Here is a 15,179-nt window from a genome sequence, read left to right on the forward strand (position 1 = left end):
TCCTGAGGCCTGCGTTCCAGCGGGCCTCTGTATTTCCTGCATTCAGTTAACCCCATTTCTATGAAAAAACTTATATCTGTGTGGTTGCCTGTTCTGGCGGCCATTGTCATATCTCCGTTTTCTCTATTTGCCCAGTCTTCTATAAAAACGAGTGACCTTTTTGGAGACATCAGGGCACGCCACATTGGCCCGGCGCTGATGAGCGGAAGAATTTCTGATATCGACGTGGTCAACAGCAAGCCCGAAGTAATTTATGTCGGAGCCGCCGGAGGGGGTGTATGGAAATCACAGAGTGCCGGGGCTTTGTTTACACCGGTTTTTGACGAGCATACCCAATCAATTGGCAAGGTGACCATTGATCAAAACCACCCCGACACTGCGTGGGTCGGAACGGGCGAAACCTGGGTAAGAAACAGTGTGTCGGTTGGCGATGGCATCTACAAAACCACTGACGGAGGTTCTTCATGGAAAAACATGGGGCTGAAAGACTCCGAAAGGATCAGCGATATTATTGTTGACCCCACCAATTCAAATACCGTGTATGTGGGCGTGCTGGGCCATCTTTGGAATGACCACGAAGAGCGTGGGGTTTATAAAACAACCGATGGTGGAGAAACATGGCAAAAGATGCTTTATGTCAACCCTCAAACTGGCTGTGCTGACCTCACAATGGATCCGGAAGATCCAAATACACTGTATGCAGCCATGTGGGACTTCCGCCGTACGCCGTATTCGTTTAGATCAGGAGGGCCGGGAAGTGGATTACATAAAACTACCGATGGCGGCAAGACCTGGACTAAAGTAACCCAGGGCCTGCCTAAAGGCACACTGGGCAGGCTGGCAGTGGAAATTGCGCCGTCTAACCGCAATATTATCTACTTATCAGTGGAGGCGGACAGGGAAGAGGAAAAGGGACTCTACCGGTCTGATAACGCCGGTGAATCATTTACCCTCGTCAATGGCGACTTTAACAATAAAGTGAGGCCTTTCTACTTTGCCAGGTTGACGGTTTCTCCTTCCAACGAAAAAATTGTTTATAAATGCGGGCTGCAATTGATCATGTCGGAAGACAGCGGTGCTACCTTTAAAATCATCGACAGCGGCATGCACTCCGACATCCATGCTGTGTGGATTCATCCTACCGATTCAAAATTCAATTTGGCAGGCACTGATGGCGGGCTTTACAGAACGCTCGACAATGGGAATACATACACGATGTTCATGAACCTGCCGCTGGCACAATACTACCATGTGAGCGTTGATATGGAGGAGCCTTTTAATATTTATGGTGGGCTTCAGGACAATGGCTCGTGGAGGGGGCCATCCAAAAGTCAGGGAGGTATAGCCAGCAAAGACTGGCAGTTTGTGCTGGGGGGCGATGGCTTTGCTGCCCATGTCGATTCAGAAGACAAAAATGTAGTGTATGCCGAAGCTCAGGGCGGCGAGATAAGCCGGGTGAACCTACTCTCTGCTGACAGCAAAGATATCAAACCTTACCCAAGGGTAGGCGAAGCGGAGTTTCGTTTCAATTGGAATGCGCCGATTCACAAAAGCCCGTCAAACCCGAAACGACTTTACTTTGGTAGCCAGTTCTTGTTTATGTCGGAAGACAAGGGAGAATCATGGAAGCGACTTTCTCCCGACCTGACCACCAACGACCCAACCCGTCAACAACAAAAGCAATCTGGCGGCCTTTCGACCGACAACTCAGCGGCTGAAAACAACACAACGATTTTTGCCATTGCCGAGTCGCCGCTCGATGAAAAACTGATTTGGGTAGGTACTGATGATGGCAACCTGCAGGTAACCACCGATGGAGGAGCTACATGGACAAATGTTTCTCCCAACATCTCAGGATTGCCCGCTAAAAGCTGGTGTACGAGCGTGGAGCCTGGTCACTTCGATAAAAACACCATATATGTCACGTTCGATCACCACCGGATGGGCGATATACAACCTTACTTGTTTAAGAGTGCTGATCTTGGTAAAACATGGGTTTCACTTGCAACACCTGATATTTCTGGCTATGCCTTGTCGGTGCGGGAAGATTTAGTGAATCAAAATCTCATATTTCTTGGCACTGAATTCGGGCTCTACATTTCAGTGGACGGCGGATCAAATTGGGGTAGGTTCTCCAACAACGTGCCGAAAGTTGGCGTCAGAGACATGGTGATTCACCCAAGGGACAATGCCCTGGTTTTAGCAACCCATGGCCGGGGTGTTATCATCATCGATGATTTGCCAGCGCTGAGGGCACTTACTCCGGAGGTCATGGACAAACCTTTTACTTTTTTTGATAGTCCTCAAGCCTATACTTCAGGCTTTGATTTTGGTGGTGGTTGGTTTGGTGGAGCAGGCGAATTCGTGGGGCAGAACCCTAATGAGGCTCCTCGTATTATCTACTTTCAGCAGAAGCGACATGTATTCGGCAAAATGTTCATTCAGGTGTTTGATGAGGCGGGTGATATGATCAAGGAACTTCCGGCTGGCAAGTCGGCCGGTGTCAATATTGTGGACATGCCCACCAGAATGGATAAGCCAAAGGCAGCTCCGACCAACAACCGGATGTCGCTGATTGGTAATGTATTTGGCCCTGACCTGCCTGGCGGCACCTATAAGGCAGTGGTGACGAAGGGCAAGGAAACGTTTGAGACTACTTACACTGTTGGCTACGACCCCAAGTCGCCGCACTCTGTCGAAGACCGAAAGCTGCAGGAGCAAACTGTGCGGAAACTTTATGACATGACAGAGCAGATGGCCTGGGTATACGATGTGTCTTCGAAGTTGCAGCAGCAAGCTGAAGATTTGGCCAGGAGCCAGCCTAAGCTGGCAAAGAAGGCAACAGCCTACGCCAGGTCGGTTCAGGCATTTAAAGACAATCTGGTGTTCCTCGGAGGGGATTTCTATGTCAATGAGGACGAACGACTCAGTGAGAAGATAAGTCAAATTTATGGTACAATCACCCGCTATCCCGGCAGTCCTTCACAGTCTCACCTGGATAGAATAGCCACGCTGGAAGCTGATTTTAAAGTCGAACAGCTGAAGTTTGATGCCTTGACTGGCGAAGAGCTGCAGAAATTAAATTCGGCTGTTGAAAAAGCAGGAGCAGAGGCACTGAAGGTGCCGAGTTTTGAGGCATTCAAAGCGAGTGAATAAATGAAAAACTGCCCTGTTTGCTCCAAAAGTGAAAGCAGGGCAGTTATTTATCACTAGTCTTCTTTTCTCACTTTAAACTTAGCTCACTGGAGTATTTCCGCCACCAGTTCTTATCGGTTGGGTTGTCGAATAAATGCACCCATTCACCAGGAGCCGGGGTCACGGTTTTTATTTTGTGTGTATCTGCCAATTCGTTTAACCATTTAATGGGCTCGTACCAACTGTGCAGGGCCAGGTCAAAAGTGCCCCAGTGGGTGGGGTAGAACTGCCCGCCCTGCAGCTGAAGAAAAGCTTCGACCGCCTCTTCCGGGTTAAGGTGAATATCGTGCCAGGCTGGGTCGTAGGCGCCAATCGGCATGAGCGACATATCGAATGGACCATATTTTTCCCCGATCTCAGAGTAACCATCAAAATATCCAGAGTCTCCCGCAAAGTAGATATTGCTTTCTCCGAACTTCAACACCCATGAGCACCAAAGGGTATTGTCTCGGGTAAACAGCCTGCCTGAGAAGTGGCGGGCTGGCGCCGCTGTGAAAGTATAGCCGTCGCCCTCGAAGCTTTCCCACCAATCTTTTTCAATAATATTTTCTTTCGGCACCCCCCAATGCTCCAGATGAGATGACACGCCAACTGGGACAATAAACTTTTTCACTTTACCCTTCAAGGCCAGGATAGTCGGGTAGTCGAGGTGATCATAATGGTCGTGCGACAGCACTACTGCCTCTATAGCTGGTAACTTTCCCGGGTCGATGGGCGACGGGGCATAGCGCTTCGGCCCCATCCATTGGAAGGGTGAAGCCCTTTCTCCCAGCATAGGGTCAAGCAGAAAGTATTTACCTCCGGCGTGAATGAGCACAGCTGCATGGCCAAGCCAGTTGAGGTAAATGCCGGTCTTGTCCAGCACATTGATGATGTCACGATTGGCCTCTTCAAATTTGTAAGCACTGGTTGGCGCTTTCTCTGTTTTTCGTCTCATGTACCGCCCCATTACATGAGGCATGTCTTTGAGAGACGCTGCGGTGGTGCTTACCGGGTTTTGAAACCTTCCTTTCTGGAATTGATCTGATCGATTGATGACCTCTTTTTCGGGGGCTTTACCGAAGCTTTTTATCATGCTAGCAATGTTTTACTTATGAAGACGATCAAAGGTCGGTTTTACTTTATTTTTCACTAAAGAGTGTTCGGCTATTCTTCTTTTTCTATCACGGCCGACTCGCAAATGTAGGTGGGGATGATACCCGTAGTTTTGATCCTCAAGTCTGCTTGCTCAGGCAAGATATTCCCCGTTAGCACAAGCACAGTATCCAGACCAAATTTGTTACCTCCAATAATGTCTGTGATCAGGGTGTCTCCTACCATGAGTATCTCATCTTTGCCAACCTTCATACCATTATTGATCGCATGCTCGTAAGCAAAATTGAACATTTGTGCGTCAGGCTTGCCAAACCTTATAAATTGTTTGCCCACAATAGTCTCCACCATATCGGCCAGGCTTCCTACTGCAATCGCCACCTCGTGTTTTGCTACGGGGTAGGCATAGTCCGTATTAGCTACAATAGCCGGAATATTCTTCATTCTCAGCAGATTCACCACTTTATTGATGTCATGGTTCCAATCAAATCCTTCGTCGTCGAGAAACACCAGCGCATTAATATCATCGGCGTTGTCAATATCCAGCTGGGAAATGGGAACTGTCTTCAAATCATTGGTTTCGATATAGTGAGCCGACTCTTCCGTGCCCAGAAAGGCAACCGATCCTTTTTTCACCTTCAGAGTAAGGTACTCCTTGGCAAGCATACCCGACGACACTATCCTGTCTTCTGTAATATTGGGTATACCAAGCTTTTGGTACTTTTCGGCCAGTTGCAGCGGGCTTCGGGAGGCATCGTTGGTGAGGATGAAATAATTGATGCCTTGTTCTTCCAGGTAGGTGAAGGTGTTTTCTATACCAGGGATGAGTCCTTTATAGTTTTTCAACACCCCAAATGCATCGAAAAAGACCGTTTTGTATTTTGAAACAACTGACTTAAAACTTCTAATACGCATCAACTACAGATTTAATGCCCGGCAGATCTTATCAGCATCAAAGGTCTTGTCCAGGCTGGGAAAATAAATTTCGAAGGCTTCCTGTCGCAAGCGACTGGAATAAAGCTCATGAAAGAAATAGCGACCATCTTTTACAACATAGTTGAGGATGAAAAAGCGGTAGGCTTCCTTCATGAATAAAACTTCATCTTTGGATAATGGGTAAACTGCATGATAGGCTTTAAGGAAAATCAAGAAACGATCTTCCATCAACGGATCAATCAGATAGCTAAAGATAGTACGATCTCCGATATCTGACGTTACCCGGCTGAAAAAGTAGAAGTCCATGACCCTGCTGCTCATCCTAAACCAGTCGTAGTCCCAGCGGGAATAAAACCGAAAGTCCTTGGTGACGGAGAAGTTTCCGATGTTCCAGTCGATAAAAACAGGAATCGTATCAAAATTTTGAGCTTTCAGCTTATCGCTGTTCTCATAAAGCATTTCGCACTGCTGAAGAATGGTGTCTCTTTGACCACGGTATTCAAAGCGGCCAGGGGCAGTGTCTAGTATGTCCACCAGCTGATCAAGGTCGTCCTTGGCTTGCTTGAAGTTGCGGGGTAGCGTATTTCTGACTTTTTTACAGGCCTTGTGAAATTTGGCCAGCTCTTCACCCAAAATGCCAATTTGAGTCTCGTTAAGTCTTTTGGGAGGCTTTTGATCAATTTTTATGGGATTATAAAACACAACCCATGCATCCAGAAGGCTGTTTTGATACCGGTAGGTAAATAGCTGTCCGTGCTTGGTGAGTGACTTTGCGACAAAGTTTTCAAAAGGGTCGGGCAGGTTGTTGGCCAGGGCGTTGATGATGGTATGATCCTCTACAAAGTGCTGGTAACGCCCAAAATAGGAAAGCTTGGCAATCACCAGGCTGTCATCTTCTAGCTTTACTCGGTATACATAATTGGTAGAGACTTTTGCACTTATGTCCGCAATGGACTTGATGCATTGGCTGGGATCGTATTCGTGCCAGGCCTCTCTTATAATCGTTGTAAAATCAAAAAGTTTTTGCAATTGAATTAGGGTTATGTGTTGTTACAATGGTATTTGATTAATCTTATCAGCCTATAAAGCCATATGTATTATAATAACGTAATTGTCGCAGATAGTTGCAGTGCCACTTATTTAATCAGCGACATACCAAAAAGCACAGCCAGGAAGCCCATGATCACACTTCCAAGAAAATAAAACGCCGCCATCAGGTAATGGCCTGTGGTAATAAAGTTGATATTTTCGGCGGAAAAGGTTGAAAAGGTGGTGAATCCACCACAAAATCCCGTAGCGAGGAGAAGAAACATATCTCTGGTCATCCATTCAGTTTTCACGCCGGCGCCAATGAGTATGCCGATGATAAAGCAACCCAACACGTTGGCAGTGAAAGTGCCCAAAGGAAACTCCATTGGAAGCCATTTGGTGCCCGCAAGAGCCAAAAGGTAGCGCCCTATGCTCCCGGCGAAGCCGCCTGCGCCCACAAGTAATACCTCCTTCATGTTTTTGCCCTGCTGAATTTTTGATGCATATATTTTAGCAGCTGTGCGTAGTCGGTGTGCTCCTGCTGGCTCACGCTTATTTTCCTGCCGTCATCAAATATAAGCGTTACTTCCTTGTAAACCCCTCCTGCCGTTTTGATTGTCTCCTCCTTCCATTTTTGGAGATTCTTGCCTGTGTAGGTCAATTTTTTTCGCCTAATGGGGAAAAACACTTCAAAACGTTCTTTGGCCACTTTCACGTTTTTGAGCGACCAAATCACTTTGATAAGGATAGCCAGCATAATGCCTATAAGAATAGGAAGCAGCAAGCGACCCAGCCACTTCCACTGACCCATGTTAGGCAGTTGGTAATAAATAAGCCCGAGGAGGCCGCCGGCCACTACTTCAAAAACGGCAATACTGAAGTAAGTATTAATTTTAGGTTTGCAAACAATCATGGCGCAAAGTTACAAGGAAAACCTGTTTTTGAGCTCATCAAGGAATTGATTAGATGAATGGATGAGTTCAGGGAAAAAGATGTTAAATTCTTTTTCGAAAGAGTCGTAGTGCGCTTCAAGTGCTTTGTGGGCAAGCTCCATGTGCGAGTTGAATGAAGTGCGCCTCGACATGCCGGTAAGGGTCCATTTAATACCTTCTATGAATTGGTAGTTGTACAGCCAATTATCGGCGCTCATGTAACTCAGCATTTTTGAGGCTCTTGGTGGCAGGTCAGCTTCTCTCGATTTGGCCAACTTGTAGAAATCTTCAGTGAATGATTTCAAATCTTGTGAGTGATGCTTTTGCCAGTCCCTTGCCAGAAAGTGGTCGTAAAAAACGTCAACAATAACGGGGGCATAGTGCCCAAAATCTTCCCGCAGTTTTAACTTACTTTCTCTCACCACTTCGTGGGTATCTGTATAGGTGTCGATGTGCCGGTGGAGCATGATGCCAGTCTGGATGGGGGTAGGAAACTCTGTGAGCTGGTTACCTTTCACAAAGTCACCAATAAAGTTGCCCAGTTGAATGTCCCTTTCGGGGCCGGAAAGATGTATATGGGCCAAAAAATTCATTTCATTGACAGATTTTAGTCATTCCCCTGTTAGGTTTTTGTACTTAATGAATAAAGAAAAGCATTTTTAAAACAACTACGTGCTCCTGTTCGCTGATATCCTTTTAATTTCACATAATTTGTTATTTTTACTGGTTCACAACTCGGAAGCGAGTTAGTTCGACCTAAGCAGTACTAGTCAATCCGCCATGGGCACCGTTACAAGTCAGTATATGTCCCGTTCACAGCTCCAGATTTTGGTGCAGCTGGCCAAAATAGATGGGGTCGTGTCGCAGGATGAAATTGACCTGATTAGGCAGGTAGGAAAAGCCAATGGGCTCACTGAGGAAGATATTGCCACTGCCTTCGACGAGACTCATGAAGTAGGCAACCTTGCTGACCTTACAGACGACGAGAAGTACGAGTACATGTACCGTGTAGTGCAACTCATGAAGATTGACGGTCGACTATACAAGGAGGAGATCACCTATTGCGCCAAGATGGCCTCCAAAATGGGCTACAACGAAGATGTGCTGTACCATCTCATCACCAAAATCTATTCCGACCCCCACGTATCGGCCGACAAAGATGCATTGAAGAAAAAAGTGCAGAAATACCTCATCAAAGACTAGTACTCCGTTTCGTCTCTCTGGCGATACTCATAAAATAGCTGCAAGGCACTATTCTTCCCAGTCGTCGTCCTCCAGGGAGAATATATTGTCAACTTTCTCATTGAACACGTGGGCAATCTTGAGCGATAAGAGTGTGGAGGGGATAAATTTCCCGGTCTCAATAGAGTTAATAGTTTGCCGTGAAACTCCCACCTTGTCAGCCAGATCAGCCTGGGTGAAATTGTTCCTGGCTCGCTCTACTTTTATTGAGTTTGTCATGTAGCTATTCCTTTACCCTTAAATATTGAAACCACCCAATAGCAATTATGAGCGTGATTGAAAGATATTCAAATGCCGAAATGGAATACCAGCTATCTGTTTCAATGGAATAGCCCTCGTAGTTTTGAATATAATTAATCAACATTGTCGCTGTAGCGCCTAAAGGAACAGCTGCTGCTAATGACCTGAATTTGAGATAAGCAATTCTTTCATCATATACCTTCTCCCGTGAGAAAAAAATCATGACGAGGCCCATAGCAAGAGGAAAGCTGAGTCCTGCAAAGTCCATTATTTGATACTCTGCCAGTCTGTGAAAAAAGACGATGAGTCCAAAAAGGATGGTGACCCCACCGAGGGCTTTTGTCCAATACGGATATAGAAAGCTTGGAACAATCGATTTTTGCATGATTCACATATTTAGTCGTTAAAAGAAGACTAAAAGTAAAGTTAACTTTACATAAAGACAAATAAATTTGATTTTTATTATGATAAGCACATGTGAACACTGAAAGAGAGGGATAGCGACTGGGTGGTTACGGTTTTTAACTTCTCCGGTTAAATGGCTAACTTAAAGCATACTAAAAGTCTGATCATGGCATCTCTCACCCTTCGCATCAACAACAAAGACTACCCTATGGAGGTCGATCCGCAAATGCCTCTCCTCTGGGCCATTCGTGACTTCGCTCAGTTGACAGGAACCAAATTTGGCTGCGGCATTTCGCAATGCGGCGCTTGCACCGTCCATATCGATGGCGAGCCGGTTCGTTCATGTGTTACGCCAGTCTCGGGCGCCACGGGGAAATCAATAACGACTATCGAAGGTTTGTCGGCTGATAACGACCATCCTGTTCAGCAAGCGTGGCAGGAAGAGCAGGTGCCGCAGTGCGGGTATTGTCAGTCGGGCCAAATTATGACAGCTGCGGCCTTGCTGAGAAAGCATCCGCAGCCCAGTGAGGAGCAGGTCAGTGCTTATATGTCGCCCATCATTTGTCGCTGCGGCACTTACGTTCGCATAAAAAAGGCCGTTAGCAAGGCCATTGAAATCAACCAGAAAGCCTAGCCCATATGAAAACGATACCAACTAACACACAAGAAAGGTCAGGAAAGCTTCCCAGACGAGAGTTTCTAAGGCTAACTGCCGTTTCAGGAGCTTTTTTGGCAGTAGGCTGCTCGCCTGGGGTAGGTGGCGATTCCAAAATTACAACAATTGACCCTGCCGGGGGCTCCGACATATCCCTCAATCAGTTTGTTGTTATCAACACAAACGGGCGGGTGCTGCTTTACAACCATCGGCCAGAGATGGGGCAGGGTACGTTTCAGGCTATTCCTATGATACTGGCTGAGGAGCTGGAAGTGGATGTGGAGCAAATTGAAATATTGCCCTCGGCCGCTGATGAGAAAAGATATGGTAGCCAAATGGTCGTGGGAAGCAGGAGTATTCAGACAGAATATGCCAACCTCCGAAACATGGGAGCTGCCGCCCGTGAAATGCTGAAACAGGCGGCAGCTAACAGGTGGCAGGTGGAGGTGAGCGAATGCAAAGCCAGTCTGGGTGAGATCATCCATAACTCTGGCAAAAAGCTCACCTACGGAGAGCTGGTGGAGGAGGCTTCAAAACAGACGCCGCCGGAAAGCCCTCCGTTGAAAGCATCTGCTGACTTCAAGGTGATCGGGCAGTCTACAGCCCGAAGAGACATTCCGGTAAAGACAAATGGATCTGCTGTTTACGGACTTGATATTCAGGTGCCAGGAATGCTTTACGCCTCCGTGGAAAGGTCACCAGTGTTTTTGGGAAAGGTAATCAGCTTCAATGACGAAAAGGCTAAAGCGGTGCCGGGTGTAAAGGCGGTGGTGAAAACGCAAAGGAATGTATGGGGGCATACCAGAGAGGGTGTGGCCGTGGTGGCCGACAACTATTGGGCGGCGAACCAGGGAAGGAAAGCCCTCGAAGTCAAATGGGACACCGGCGGTCTTGAGAACAACTCGTCAGCTACTATCCTCAAGAAGTATAAAGCCGATGCCGCTAACGAGGGAGTTTCATTGGCGGAAGCTGGAAATGTGAGCAGCGTTGGTGGTGAAGGAAAAGTGGTGGAAGCGGCCTATGAAACGCCCTATCAGAGCCATGTTTGCATGGAACCAATGAATGCTACAGTGATCGTAAAGGATGGCAAAGCAGAGTTCTGGGGCTCAACGCAAAACCCAAACGGCATACGCTCACAACTGGCACGTCAGCTCAACATCGACCCTGAAAATGTAGCCATTAACTACACCTTTATGGGCGGCGGCTTTGGTCGTCGGTCGATGACGGACGTCGCCGAAGAAGCCGCTGATATTTCGTTGCAGGTAGGAGCGCCGGTTAAAGTGGTGTGGACCAGAGAGGACGACCTCACGCAGGGGCCTTTCCGGGCAGCGTCTTTGAATGTTTGCCGGGGAAAAGTGGCAGGCGGAAAAGTTGTGACGCTGGAGCATAAAGTGGTGGCTCAGGAAATCCAAAACCAGACTGGCGACAAAATGGAAGCTGGTCGGCAGCTCATGGGGGGCATCAATACAGAGTACGAGATTCCCAATTTCCGGATAAGTGGTGTGCTGCAGAAACACTATGTGCCGATTACCTATTGGCGGGCCGTGTATCACACCACCAACTGTTTTGCTCACGAGTCGTTTATCGACGAGTTGGCCATAGCCGCAGGAAAGGATCCGCTGGATTTCAGACTTGATATGCTTAAAAGCCACCCCCGATACACGAAGGTGCTACAAACTCTGGCAGAAAAAACTAACTGGTATGCGCCAAAGGAAGAAGGAGTCGGACGTGGAGTGTCTATTCTTGAGCGGTCAGGCGCATTTACCGGGATGGTCATTGAGGCGAAAAAGGAAAATGGAAAAGTGAAGCCGGTGAAAATCACCACCGTGGTGGATGTTGGCATCTGCGTCAATCCGGACACGGTACGGGCCCAAACCGAGGGCTCCATAGTGATGGGGTTAACGGCTACCTTCAAAAGCGGTATTAGGCTGGAGAACGGCGCAGTAGCGCAATCCAATTTCCACGACTACAACATGCTTGTTTTCGAAGAATGCCCACCTTGCGAAACCTACATCCTTCAAAATGAGGAAAAGCCCGAAGGCGCCGGTGAGTCCGGCCTGGCCAATGTGGCACCTTCGCTGTGCAATGCTATTTTTGATCTGACAGGGGTGAGGGTGAGGAAGTTGCCGCTGGATTTGGGGGCGATTGGGTAAAACTAATTCCTGGATAGTTAAATTGATTTGGGGGCCATCTATTCTGTGAGGTGTGGGGCAATTGCCTGACAAAAATGGTTGAAAAAGCCTGGCGGGGGAAACATTTCACTACTTTTGCCCCGTCAATCCGCTTTCAATGACCGATACCAAATCTTACTTCACCAACCTCACCTCTCTCCTTAGAAAAGAATGGCAGGAAGACCTGCAGCAGTACAAAGACAAAATTCTTTATACCGCTATTCCTGAGAAAAAGAAGTCAGGGGTTTGCTGGTATCCTGTGGTGGTGAACTCTCACCACATTGGTACAGGGGAGAAGCTTGTACTGGAGCTGGAAAAAACGACCGACCTTGAGCAAGCCCATATGTTCCAGGGTGGTGGCACGGTCAGTTTTTATGCAAACACCGGTGAAAAGGACAAGGGCAGTAGTGCCATCACGGGTGTGATTAAATATGTGCGCAAAAGTAAGATGGGTATCGTGCTGAACGACGATGACCTGCCTGATTGGATCAATGATGGCAAGCTGGGCATTGACCTGATGTTCGATGAAGCCTCCTACAGGGAGATGGAGCGAACACTTAAAGTGCTGGGTAAGCAGGAGGCAGGCAGACTGTTTGATCTATGTGAAATACTGCTGGGCAAAAAGTCGCCACAGCGGGAGCCAGCCTTTGCGCCAGTGCTACCCTCGTTAAACGCCATTCAGAATAAAGCCCTTGAAGTGATCATAGAGGCCAGGGATTTGGCCATCGTCCACGGCCCTCCGGGAACAGGCAAAACCACCACGCTCATTCAATCAGTTAAAGAAGTTGTGAAGCTGGAGAAGCAGGTGCTGGTGACAGCGCCGAGCAATGCTGCAGTCGACGTGATGGTAGAAAAGCTGGCGGAGGAAGGCATCAATGTACTTCGACTTGGCCACCCGGCCAGGGTAACCAACAGAGTAATAGAAAATAGCCTTGATGCCCGCATAGCGGCGCACGATAGCTTCAAGGAATTGCGGACTGTTCGCAAGAAGTACGAGGAGTACCGAAATGTGGCTTTTAAATACAAACGAAACTTTGGCCATGCGGAGCGCCAGCAGAGAAAGCTGTTGCTGCAGGAGGCTGGCCGCTTTAGGGACGAGGCCGACATGCTGGAGAACTACATCACCAGTTCGCTGCTCGACAATGCTCAGGTAATCGCCTGCACGCTGGTAGGTAGCAATCATTATCTCCTGAAGGATCGGGTGTTTAAAACTGTTTTCATTGATGAGGCCGGACAGGCGCTGGAACCCGCTTGCTGGATTCCTATTCTGAAAGCGAACAGGGTGATTATGACTGGCGATCACCAGCAGCTGCCACCTACGGTAAAGTCGTTTGAGGCGGCCAAGGAAGGGCTGGAGAACACCCTTTTTCAAAAGAACGTTGGTTATCATTCGACTGATGTGATGCTGGAAGAACAGTATCGGATGAAGCCAGAGATCATGGCTTTTCCCAGTAAATTCTTCTACAACGATAAGTTGCAAGCTGCTCCTTCTGCCATTGAGAGAGAGGCCCTGCCCAATGTGGCCATTATGAAGTTCATCGATACAGCTGGTTGCGGCTATCAGGAGAAGGTAAATCCCGAATCGAGAAGTACCTATAACGAGGAGGAAGGCCGGTTGCTGATCGATCAGTTGCTTGCCAATATTGAAACCATGGGCGAAGAGTATGTGCTTTCGAACCAAATTACATTTGGTGTGATTGCGCCGTATAAGGCCCAGATTGAATTACTAAAAGAGGTTTTGCTGCAGAAGGGGCTAAGTAAGGAACTGATGGACTTGATTGACGTGAACACCGTCGACTCCTTTCAGGGGCAGGAAAGAGACAGTATTTTTATTGGCTTCACCCGTTCCAATGAAGATGGTGAAATAGGCTTTCTGAAAGACATTCGCCGGACCAACGTAGCCATGACCAGGGCACGACGACAGCTTATCATGATCGGAGACTCTGCCACCCTCGGCTCTAACAATTTCTACAACCAGTTGGTGGAGCATTGTACGGCCACCGATGCGTACCAGAGCGCTTTTGAGTTGATTTACTCTTAGGCAACCTATCCCTTGATATTTTTCAGCGCTGCCACCGTCTCTCTCACCGCATCTTCATTGCTGGTGGGCGTATAGTTAAAGAACTTTTCAAACTTGGCGCTGTCGAAGAAGTAGTCCGATGCAAACTGATAGCTCATTTCATGAAGCTCTTTCATGATAGGCATGAAAATACCCAGGGCTTTTATTCCCCAACCGGGAAGCACCTGGCACTTGTCGGAAGTGCCCATGATGGTCGCAAATAGCTTTACCCACTCCTCGCCCGTCAACGCATTTTTGTCTGTGGGAAGGTTCCATATTTGATTAAACGCTGTTGGCGTATTACCCAGCATTGCAGTGCCTTTGGCTGCATCAGGACAATACGTCATCGAATGCTTGGCCTTAGCATTGCAAAACCACTGGGCTTTCTTTCCCCTGATGAGGTTGTCATACACCATGATCATCAGCATGCTGGTGCCTCGCATGGTGCTGAAGAAATCGCCGCTGCGGGCAATGATAGAGGGCACTTTTCCTTTGTCCATGGCAGCGAGCACCAGCCTGTCAACCTCGGCCCTTACTTCTCCTTTTTTGCTACATGGGCTTATCGGGCAGTCTTCCGTGATGTGGTGAATATGCTCTTTCCCGATGGCGTAAATATTATCGAAGAAAACCAGCTTGCTGCCATACTCTTCGCAGGCATCCAACACATTCTTCATCAGCGGCGGCCAAACTGCTTTCCACACTTTAATGTCGTAGTTGAAGCCCACGGTGAGGTACACCACCTCGCTGCCTTTCACTGCTTCAAAAACATCGTCTCTCCTTGTCAGGTCTGCCGGATGAAGGACATCTTTTTCGTTGACCCTCTTTGGGTTACGGCTAACAAGCCTGATGTCTTTGGTGTATGAAGTCAGGTTTTTGGCGAGCTCTGTGCCTATGGCCCCGTTGGCTCCGAGTATGGTTTGCATGGAAATTTGATTTATGTCAAAAGCTAATTCTTCGCTTTTTATAAACCAAGTGATCGTTTTGTTAACAGTCGTTATGCCGCTGAAACTTGATTAGTGCTAAATGGTCAAATGATGTTATTCATTGACCGCCCACTTTGTAGCTTTGAGAACGTAACATCATTTGACATGAAATAGCCATAAGGAATACCCTACCCATCGGAATGAATAATCTGTCAACAGACTAAGATCTATTCCTTAATGGTACAGGCTATTCCATCTGGCCGCTAAAAAGTAAATTTTATACAGATGAAATCTCCATGA

14 protein-coding genes are annotated in these 15,179 nt (G+C 47.6%); 5 read left to right on the forward strand and 9 right to left on the reverse strand.

Annotated elements, in window-relative coordinates:
• Positions 1–60 precede the first annotated feature (60 nt).
• On the forward strand, positions 61–3,156 hold the full coding sequence (locus AAC052_RS19065; RefSeq protein ID WP_339815053.1) for a hypothetical protein: 3,096 nt from the start codon (positions 61–63) through the stop codon (positions 3,154–3,156).
• Positions 3,157–3,223: 67 nt separating this feature from the next.
• Here the strand turns inward: AAC052_RS19065 and AAC052_RS19070 are convergent, their stop codons facing one another.
• The 6 genes from AAC052_RS19070 to AAC052_RS19095 form a co-directional block, all read right to left on the reverse strand.
• The gene (locus AAC052_RS19070) at positions 3,224–4,270 is read right to left on the reverse strand and encodes an MBL fold metallo-hydrolase (protein ID WP_339815054.1); all 1,047 of its coding nucleotides are present in this window, start codon (positions 4,268–4,270) and stop codon (positions 3,224–3,226) included.
• A 71-nt stretch (positions 4,271–4,341) separates the two neighbouring features.
• Positions 4,342–5,202, reverse strand: a complete 861-nt coding sequence (locus AAC052_RS19075) for an HAD-IIA family hydrolase (protein WP_317489785.1) — start codon at positions 5,200–5,202, stop codon at positions 4,342–4,344.
• Positions 5,203–5,205: 3 nt separating this feature from the next.
• On the reverse strand, positions 5,206–6,252 hold the full coding sequence (locus AAC052_RS19080) for a hypothetical protein (protein WP_339815056.1): 1,047 nt from the start codon (positions 6,250–6,252) through the stop codon (positions 5,206–5,208).
• A gap of 107 nt (positions 6,253–6,359) precedes the next feature.
• Positions 6,360–6,728 (reverse strand): fluoride efflux transporter CrcB, encoded by a 369-nt coding sequence (crcB, locus tag AAC052_RS19085; RefSeq protein WP_317489787.1) that lies wholly within the window; start codon positions 6,726–6,728, stop codon positions 6,360–6,362.
• Complete coding sequence (locus AAC052_RS19090) at positions 6,725–7,165, reverse strand: hypothetical protein (protein WP_317489788.1); 441 nt, start codon at positions 7,163–7,165, stop codon at positions 6,725–6,727. The genes crcB and AAC052_RS19090 overlap by 4 nt, the downstream gene beginning before the upstream one ends.
• A 9-nt stretch (positions 7,166–7,174) precedes the next feature.
• On the reverse strand, positions 7,175–7,777 hold the full coding sequence (locus AAC052_RS19095; RefSeq protein ID WP_339815057.1) for an ACP phosphodiesterase: 603 nt from the start codon (positions 7,775–7,777) through the stop codon (positions 7,175–7,177).
• A gap of 211 nt (positions 7,778–7,988) precedes the next feature.
• Between AAC052_RS19095 and AAC052_RS19100 the strand changes: the two genes are divergently transcribed.
• The gene (locus AAC052_RS19100; RefSeq protein WP_317489790.1) at positions 7,989–8,387 is read left to right on the forward strand and encodes a TerB family tellurite resistance protein; all 399 of its coding nucleotides are present in this window, start codon (positions 7,989–7,991) and stop codon (positions 8,385–8,387) included.
• A 48-nt stretch (positions 8,388–8,435) separates the two neighbouring features.
• Here the strand turns inward: AAC052_RS19100 and AAC052_RS19105 are convergent, their stop codons facing one another.
• Both AAC052_RS19105 and AAC052_RS19110 read right to left on the reverse strand, forming a co-directional pair.
• On the reverse strand, positions 8,436–8,645 hold the full coding sequence (locus AAC052_RS19105; RefSeq protein WP_151997250.1) for a helix-turn-helix transcriptional regulator: 210 nt from the start codon (positions 8,643–8,645) through the stop codon (positions 8,436–8,438).
• Positions 8,646–8,649: 4 nt separating this feature from the next.
• Positions 8,650–9,051: a hypothetical protein gene (locus AAC052_RS19110; protein WP_339815058.1), complete on the reverse strand. Its 402-nt coding sequence runs from the start codon at positions 9,049–9,051 to the stop codon at positions 8,650–8,652.
• Between the two features lie 186 nt (positions 9,052–9,237).
• Here AAC052_RS19110 and AAC052_RS19115 point away from each other — a divergent pair, with 186 nt between their 5' ends.
• The 3 genes from AAC052_RS19115 to AAC052_RS19125 all read left to right on the forward strand — a co-directional run bounded on the left by AAC052_RS19115 (position 9,238) and on the right by AAC052_RS19125 (position 13,938).
• Positions 9,238–9,705 (forward strand): 2Fe-2S iron-sulfur cluster-binding protein, encoded by a 468-nt coding sequence (locus AAC052_RS19115; protein WP_317489793.1) that lies wholly within the window; start codon positions 9,238–9,240, stop codon positions 9,703–9,705.
• Between the two features lie 5 nt (positions 9,706–9,710).
• On the forward strand, positions 9,711–11,879 hold the full coding sequence (locus tag AAC052_RS19120; RefSeq protein ID WP_339815060.1) for a molybdopterin cofactor-binding domain-containing protein: 2,169 nt from the start codon (positions 9,711–9,713) through the stop codon (positions 11,877–11,879).
• Positions 11,880–12,015: 136 nt separating this feature from the next.
• Positions 12,016–13,938, forward strand: a complete 1,923-nt coding sequence (locus AAC052_RS19125; protein ID WP_339815062.1) for an AAA domain-containing protein — start codon at positions 12,016–12,018, stop codon at positions 13,936–13,938.
• Between the two features lie 5 nt (positions 13,939–13,943).
• Here the strand turns inward: AAC052_RS19125 and AAC052_RS19130 are convergent, their stop codons facing one another.
• A complete protein-coding gene (locus AAC052_RS19130) occupies positions 13,944–14,879 on the reverse strand; it encodes an NAD-dependent epimerase/dehydratase family protein (protein WP_339815063.1) in 936 nt (311 codons plus the stop codon).
• Positions 14,880–15,179 lie beyond the last annotated feature (300 nt).

This window comes from uncultured Imperialibacter sp., assembly GCF_963974565.1.
Lineage (GTDB): Bacteria > Bacteroidota > Bacteroidia > Cytophagales > Cyclobacteriaceae > Imperialibacter > Imperialibacter roseus.

Excerpts from the sequence above, each read along its gene's own strand:
- AAC052_RS19065 (WP_339815053.1), top strand. The coding sequence starts at position 61 with ATGAAAAAACTTATATCTGTGTGGTTGCCTGTTCTGGCGGCCATTGTC.
- AAC052_RS19070 (WP_339815054.1), bottom strand. The coding sequence starts at position 4,270 with ATGATAAAAAGCTTCGGTAAAGCCCCCGAAAAAGAGGTCATCAATCGA.
- AAC052_RS19075 (WP_317489785.1), bottom strand. The coding sequence starts at position 5,202 with ATGCGTATTAGAAGTTTTAAGTCAGTTGTTTCAAAATACAAAACGGTC.
- crcB (WP_317489787.1), bottom strand. The coding sequence starts at position 6,728 with ATGAAGGAGGTATTACTTGTGGGCGCAGGCGGCTTCGCCGGGAGCATA.
- AAC052_RS19090 (WP_317489788.1), bottom strand. The coding sequence starts at position 7,165 with ATGATTGTTTGCAAACCTAAAATTAATACTTACTTCAGTATTGCCGTT.
- AAC052_RS19095 (WP_339815057.1), bottom strand. The coding sequence starts at position 7,777 with ATGAATTTTTTGGCCCATATACATCTTTCCGGCCCCGAAAGGGACATT.
- AAC052_RS19100 (WP_317489790.1), top strand. The coding sequence starts at position 7,989 with ATGTCCCGTTCACAGCTCCAGATTTTGGTGCAGCTGGCCAAAATAGAT.
- AAC052_RS19105 (WP_151997250.1), bottom strand. The coding sequence starts at position 8,645 with ATGACAAACTCAATAAAAGTAGAGCGAGCCAGGAACAATTTCACCCAG.
- AAC052_RS19110 (WP_339815058.1), bottom strand. The coding sequence starts at position 9,051 with ATGCAAAAATCGATTGTTCCAAGCTTTCTATATCCGTATTGGACAAAA.
- AAC052_RS19115 (WP_317489793.1), top strand. The coding sequence starts at position 9,238 with ATGGCATCTCTCACCCTTCGCATCAACAACAAAGACTACCCTATGGAG.
- AAC052_RS19120 (WP_339815060.1), top strand. The coding sequence starts at position 9,711 with ATGAAAACGATACCAACTAACACACAAGAAAGGTCAGGAAAGCTTCCC.
- AAC052_RS19125 (WP_339815062.1), top strand. The coding sequence starts at position 12,016 with ATGACCGATACCAAATCTTACTTCACCAACCTCACCTCTCTCCTTAGA.
- AAC052_RS19130 (WP_339815063.1), bottom strand. The coding sequence starts at position 14,879 with ATGCAAACCATACTCGGAGCCAACGGGGCCATAGGCACAGAGCTCGCC.